Origin of the sequence: Campylobacter showae CC57C, from assembly GCF_000344295.2 — a bacterium.
Lineage (GTDB): Bacteria > Campylobacterota > Campylobacteria > Campylobacterales > Campylobacteraceae > Campylobacter_A > Campylobacter_A showae_B.
Genome location: NZ_AOTD01000183.1, coordinates 1 through 6,016, shown reverse-complemented (window position 1 = coordinate 6,016; position 6,016 = coordinate 1). Strand labels below are relative to the sequence as shown.

At 43.3% G+C, this 6,016-nt stretch carries 5 protein-coding genes and 1 pseudogene; 2 read left to right on the top strand and 4 right to left on the bottom strand.

The window, feature by feature from the left end; all coding sequences use genetic code 11:
• Positions 1-779 precede the first annotated feature (779 nt).
• The 4 genes and pseudogenes from H740_RS07010 to H740_RS06995 all read right to left on the bottom strand — a co-directional run bounded on the left by H740_RS07010 (position 780) and on the right by H740_RS06995 (position 3,350).
• A complete protein-coding gene (locus H740_RS07010; RefSeq protein WP_002952741.1) occupies positions 780-1,268 on the bottom strand; it encodes a SixA phosphatase family protein in 489 nt (162 codons plus the stop codon).
• Position 1,269: 1 nt separating this feature from the next.
• On the bottom strand, positions 1,270-2,109 hold the full coding sequence (locus H740_RS07005; protein WP_002952740.1) for a ferritin-like domain-containing protein: 840 nt from the start codon (positions 2,107-2,109) through the stop codon (positions 1,270-1,272).
• Positions 2,106-2,638 (bottom strand): annotated as a pseudogene (locus tag H740_RS07000) (rhomboid family intramembrane serine protease). Before H740_RS07000 ends, H740_RS07005 begins: the two are co-directional and overlap by 4 nt.
• A 52-nt stretch (positions 2,639-2,690) precedes the next feature.
• Complete coding sequence (locus H740_RS06995; RefSeq protein WP_002952737.1) at positions 2,691-3,350, bottom strand: NlpC/P60 family protein; 660 nt, start codon at positions 3,348-3,350, stop codon at positions 2,691-2,693.
• A gap of 169 nt (positions 3,351-3,519) precedes the next feature.
• Here H740_RS06995 and murA point away from each other — a divergent pair, with 169 nt between their 5' ends.
• Both murA and H740_RS06985 read left to right on the top strand, forming a co-directional pair.
• Entirely contained in the window at positions 3,520-4,785 is a 1,266-nt protein-coding gene (murA, locus tag H740_RS06990; protein WP_002952736.1) for a UDP-N-acetylglucosamine 1-carboxyvinyltransferase, read from the top strand.
• 1 nt (position 4,786) lies between these two features.
• Positions 4,787-5,944, top strand: coding sequence for a molybdopterin molybdotransferase MoeA (locus H740_RS06985; RefSeq protein ID WP_002952735.1), 1,158 nt, complete (start codon positions 4,787-4,789; stop codon positions 5,942-5,944).
• Positions 5,945-6,016: the final 72 nt, after the last annotated feature.

Sequence of the window (6,016 nt, the reverse complement as noted above, 5' to 3'; positions counted from 1 at the left end):
GTTTAAAAAAGGTTAATTATCTTAGCCTTAAAATCTGCGACAATGACTAAAAAAGCTTAAGTTTTCTACTATTTTATCCTACTTTTCGGCTTTTTCTTAAAAGAGTTGGGAAGATACTTAAAAAACTTCCTTAGTTAGCTTAAAATGCCTGTATTTTGGGGTTTTAAGTATCGTGCTCGTTTCCCTTCGAGCGCACCATTTATTCACTCTTGATTCACCCAATTTTTTACAAATCTTTTTATATTGGCTATTCCTTTTTCTTTTACTTATATTTTCATGTTTTAAGTGGTTTTACATATAAATTATATGACCAAAATCTTTTAGAGATAAAATTTAAATCTTTAGATCTTGAGTAAAATATTACTTTGTCTTTTAAATTTTCTTGCGGCTCACTAAAAACAATCATTTAATTCTTATCTCAGATAAAAAATACAAAAACTACTCAATTTTTATGATACATAGTTTAATGCTTATAATAATAGGTCAAAAAGTAAAATGCAGACTATTTTTTCTATTTTGTATTGAAAACTATAATTTTCAAATAAATATTTATAACTCTTTGAAATTACCTCGATATATTAAGTAAATACCGAAAATACGGCATTTCTTAGCACTTTACTTTTTGCATTAAATCAAATTATCCATTAAATTTCATGCTAAATTTAACGGATAATTTTTATGCTTATTTTGCTAAATTTTTTGCACGTTATTGTGTGTTTTTTAGGCAACTTTTTACAAAGTAAATTGGATGTAAGGATAAAATAGAGCTTTTAATAGCCCTATTTTTTATGTTTTTTAGGATAGTCAAAAAACAGAGCCTTTGCGCCGTGCTCTTTTAGATCCTTGAAGCTACCGTCAAATTCGACGCAAAAAATGCCGCATGTGGGTATATTTCCGATCGCAGCATCACTTAAAAGCTCACAAATTTCCGTTATCGCGTCGTTGTGTCCGATGATAAAAACGCTTTGAAATTTGTCGTCAAACTCTCTTATAAAGGTTAAAAGCTCGTGCGCTTGCGCACCGTATAGCTCATCTTTAAATTTGATTTTCTTCTTAAATTTGACTGCTTCGGCTAGCTTTTGAGCCGTTTTGGTGCAGCGTTTGGCAGGGCTTGACAATATCGCATCTGCTCCCACCTCGTGCTTTTTTAGTCGTTCGCACATCAGCGCCAGATCCTTTTTGCCTCGCTCGCTTAGGTCGCGCTCAAAGTCGCTACCCTCACCCTCATCTACGGCTTTTGCATGCCTGATAAAGTAGATTTTTTTCATTTTATTCCGCCTTTCCGGCTTTCGCTATATTTTTTATGTGCTCGATCTCTGCCTCGCTAAAGCCTGATTTTAGGCGCGCACTCACGTTTAGCTCGCGAGACTGCAAAAAGGCTTTGGGATAGATTTTTTGCACGATTTGCGCGTAGATTTCGGGGCTTACACCCTCGTTTTCGCAAGCAAATTTAAACCATCGATCGCCCTTTGAGACGTGTGAGATCTCCTCATCTAAGATAACTTGCAAAATTTCACAAAGACGCGCCTTGTTCGCGTCTTTTTCGCGCTCGGTTTCTAGCTTTTTTAGCATAAATGCATTTGCATCAAGGCCGTTTGCTTCCATATATCTAGGCAGCACGGCCATGCGCTCAAGCAGCGACGCGGAGGTATTTTGCAGGGCGATAAAAAGCCCGTCGTGCACGCTAAAATCGCCGTATTTCACGCCAAATTTAGCCATGTGCTCCTCGATCATCTTAAAGTGCCTGATCTCATCCTCGGCGACCTCGAGCCAGTCGTCATAGTAGGCTTTTGGCAGCGCTCGGAAGCGATACGCTGCATCTAGCGCGATATCTACGGCGCTGTATTCGATATGTGCGATCGAGTGAAGGAAGGCTTTTTGTTTGTCGGCCTGTTTTTTACCGCCGATTTCTCTCATCGCTACAACCTCGCAAAATGCCGCATAGCTTGGACGTTCGAGCTGTTTTATCTCGTCAAATTTACCGCCCTCTTCTATCTGCGCGTCAAATTTACCGGCCTTGTATTCGGCGTAAAATCGTTTAAATTTGTCAAATTTAAGCTCCTTGTCGCCGCACTCTAAAATTTCCCAAATTTGATCGAAAAATCTCATTTTATCACCTTAAATTTTACCCCGAAATATCCTAAAGCAAAGCCGATAATATGCGCGTACCAAGCGACGTTTACGCCCATGGCTACTGGCGCGAAGCTCATTAGCAAGATAGCGATTATTAGCCCTTTTCTGCTGCTTGCATCTAAAAACGCCAAAACGCCCAGCAGTAGGCTGATCGCGCCGCTAGCTCCGACTAAATTTATAAAAGTTCCGTTAGTTTTAAACATAACATAAATATAAACAAAGCTAAGTAGCGAGGTCAAAACGCTCCAACGCAGTAGATGACGGCAAATTTTTCGCTACCGTAGTACCGCTCAAGAAGCGATCCAAACTGATACAAAACCGCCATATTCATCAGTAGATGGGCTAAATTTGCATGCATAAACATCGAGGTCGCGGGCTGCCAGACGAAAAGCCCGTCTATAAAAAACATATTCAGCCCAAGCGTCGCGTTAGTGCCGCAAATGCCGCAGTAAACGGCAAAAAATATTAGACAATTTAGCGCGATGAGCGATATCGTAGCTTTCAAAAACGGCTCCTTTTTAAAGGCTTTATCATATAAAATTTAGACATAAATTTAGCTAAAAACTAACCTTGCCAAAGCCGGCAAATCTGTTTGACGTTAGGCAGGTAGCGTCGCCGCCCTTGCACGCTACAATGTAGGAGTTTACCTCTTTGCCGCCTATTTTATGGCTATTTTTTTGAAATAGATTTATAAATCCGCTTTTGTTTTTGCCTCTGGTATTATGCATAAATCTTATAGTTCCGTCGTCCTCTATGCGGTCTATGATGCCTAGATGCGTTATGATCTGTTTATTTTTGCCTTTGGTTTGGCTTGTGGTGTTGTTAAAAAATACCAAATCTCCGAGCTTTGGACTTGTTTGCGAGATCAAATTTCGCTTTTTGTAAAGATTATAAATGGCTTGAGATTTCGATCCGTTTTCGCCGTAAAATTTGAGTAAATTCGTCTCTGAAAAGTAAACGTTATTTATGTTTTTATTTACGAGAGAGACGAAGCCCGAGCAGTCTCCGCCGTCTTTTTTGCCCAAAAAACCTTGCATAAAATTTGAAAGCGCTATGCCGCCTAGATCATTAAATACGTCTTGCTGCGAGTTTAAAAATCTCGCGTTTAAAATCTGTCCGCTTTGATCGATCGGGTAAATTTTGGGCGTATTGTTCGTGCATCCGCTAAAAATCAAAGCCGCAAGCGATGCAAGCGGTAAAAAAATCGTAAATTTCATTTGATTGTCCTATTTTTTATCTAAGGCGACGTTTTGCGGTAAATTTGAGTGCCGGAAACGAGCCGCCTAAAAGTAAGATTATATAAATAAATCGGTAAATATCGGCATAAATTTAAATTTATAAGCTAAATTTCACTATACTTTGGATTTTATTTAAGGATTTAAGATGATGCATTATTTAGAAATCGAAGGAAACGCGAAACTAGGAGGCGAAGTCGCCATAAGCGGAGCGAAAAACGCCGCCCTGCCCCTGATAGCCGCTGCTCTAATCATAAAAAACGACGTGACGCTAAAAAATATGCCAAACGTCGCGGATATAAAAACATTAGCGACGCTACTCGTAAATTTGGGTGCAAAGTGCGAATTTACGGACGATCATATGCTAAAAATCAACTCAAACTACGTTAGCTCCACGAAGGCCAACTACGACATCGTGCGCAAAATGCGCGCCTCTATCCTGGTTCTTGGTCCGCTGCTAACGAGGTTTGGCCACTGCGAGGTGAGCCTACCCGGCGGCTGCGCGATCGGACAAAGACCGATCGATCTACACTTAAGCGCGCTTGAAAAAATGGGCGCAAATATCGAAATAAAACAAGGCTACGTCGTCGCCACCGCGCCTGACGGGCTAAAAGGCGCGCAGATCGTGTTTGACAAGATCACGGTAACTGGCAGCGAAAACATCATCATGGCCGCCGCGCTAGCTCACGGCACGACGCATCTAATCAATGTCGCCAAAGAACCCGAAGTGGTGCAGCTTTGTGAGGTTTTGGCGGCTGGAGGCGTGAAGATCGAGGGTATCGGCACGGACGAGCTGGTGATAGAAGGCACGGATAGGCGCCTGCTGGATGTGGGCGAGATAACGGTCATCCCCGATAGGATCGAAGCGGGAACGTATCTTTGCGCCGGGGCGATCACGAACTCGCAAGTAACTATCGCGAACGCCAATGCCGCGCATCTGCGAGCCGTGCTTACTAAATTTAACCAAATGGGCTTTGAAACCGTCGTGGATGGCGATAAAATCACGATAATGCCGGCTAAAAACGTAAATCCCGTCGAGATCGTGACGACTGAGTTTCCGGGTTTTCCGACCGATATGCAGGCGCAGTTTATGGCGCTCTCGCTCATAGCAAACGGCGTTAGCACGATCGACGAGAGGCTTTTTGAGAACCGATTTATGCACGTTAGCGAGCTCACGCGTATGGGTGCGGATATCCGTCTAAACGGCCACATCGCGACGATCTACGGCGGAGGTGAGATAAATGCCGCAGACGTGATGGCCACCGATCTGCGCGCAAGCTCTGCTCTAGTGCTGGCGGCCCTTGCCGCAAACGGAACTAGCCGCGTGCATAGAATTTACCACCTAGATAGAGGCTACGAGGGGCTAGAGCGCAAACTAGCGGCTCTGGGCGCAAAAATACGCAGGTTGGAGGAGTAAAATGACGCTAGAGCTTGCTCAAAATTTGATCCTAGAAAAAGCTAAATTTGACGGCTGCGGCGAGTTTGCCAGCCTTGAGCGCGCGACGGGTAAAATTTTAGCACAGGACGTCGTTGCCGTTAAAAATTTCCCCTCCTTCGACAACGCCGCGATGGACGGCTACGCGTTTAAATTTGACGATTTAAACAAGCCGTTAAGCGTCGCAGCGACCGTGTTAGCTGGCGATGAGGCTGAAATCACGCTAAAAAAAGGCGAATGCGTAAAGATAATGACGGGCGCAAAAATGCCGACGAATGCCGATGCCGTCGTACCTTTTGAAGACGCTATTTTGCAGGACGGCAAGCTCTCGCCGCAAAGCAAAGTCAAAAAATTTAACGCCCTAAGATATAAGGGCGAAGAGGTCAAAGCTGGTGAAATTTTGCTAAAAAAAGGCGAAATTTTAACGCCCGCAAGAGTAATGATGCTAGCTGCTCAGGGCATCTACTGCGTCTGCGTGGAGCGCGAGCTAAAGATCGGTATATTTTCAAGCGGCGACGAAGTGGTCGAGCCGTGGCAAAACGCTAGCGAGGAGCAAATATATAACGCAAACGGCGCAGGTATCGCATCACTGCTTCAAAGTTTCGGCTTTACTAGCTCGTACGCGGGCATCATAAAAGACGACCTAAAAAGTACTACTCGCGCGCTTGAGACGGCTGAATTTGACGTCATCATAACAAGCGGCGGAGCGAGCAAGGGCGAAGCTGATTTTATGAAAACGGCGCTTTTAAATTTGGGTTTTAGCGAGCTTTTTGACGGCGTAAATATCCGCCCCGGACGTCCGAGTAAAGCCTTTATAAAAGATAAAAAAATTGTCTTTATCCTGCCGGGAAATCCGATGGCGGCGTTTTTGATGTGCTTTTTGCTGATCGTTCCTTTTTTAAAGGGCGCGCGACTTGAAAAATTTGACGCCGCTTTAAACCAAGACGTAAAAATAAAATCTGGACGCCAAAATATCGTGCTCGGTAGCTTTTTCGAGGGCAAATTTAGCGTGACGGATAATAATAAATTCGGCTCTGGTATGATAACTCCGCTCATCAAAAGTAACGCCGTTTTAGTAACAAACGAGGGTCTCGACGAGCTAAAAGCGGGCGAAATCGTAAAAATTTTGAAATTTTCTTGACAAATGAAAACGTTTTTGCTAAAATTGCGACTTCTCAAACGGTGCGGGAATAGCTCAGGGGTAGAGCACAAC

What these genes read in the sequence shown, in the direction of transcription:
- H740_RS07010 (WP_002952741.1), bottom strand. Translation starts at nt 1,268, where the DNA reads ATGAAAAAAATCTACTTTATCAGGCATGCAAAAGCCGTAGATGAGGGT.
- H740_RS07005 (WP_002952740.1), bottom strand. Translation starts at nt 2,109, where the DNA reads ATGAGATTTTTCGATCAAATTTGGGAAATTTTAGAGTGCGGCGACAAG.
- H740_RS06995 (WP_002952737.1), bottom strand. Translation starts at nt 3,350, where the DNA reads ATGAAATTTACGATTTTTTTACCGCTTGCATCGCTTGCGGCTTTGATT.
- murA (WP_002952736.1), top strand. Translation starts at nt 3,520, where the DNA reads ATGCATTATTTAGAAATCGAAGGAAACGCGAAACTAGGAGGCGAAGTC.
- H740_RS06985 (WP_002952735.1), top strand. Translation starts at nt 4,787, where the DNA reads ATGACGCTAGAGCTTGCTCAAAATTTGATCCTAGAAAAAGCTAAATTT.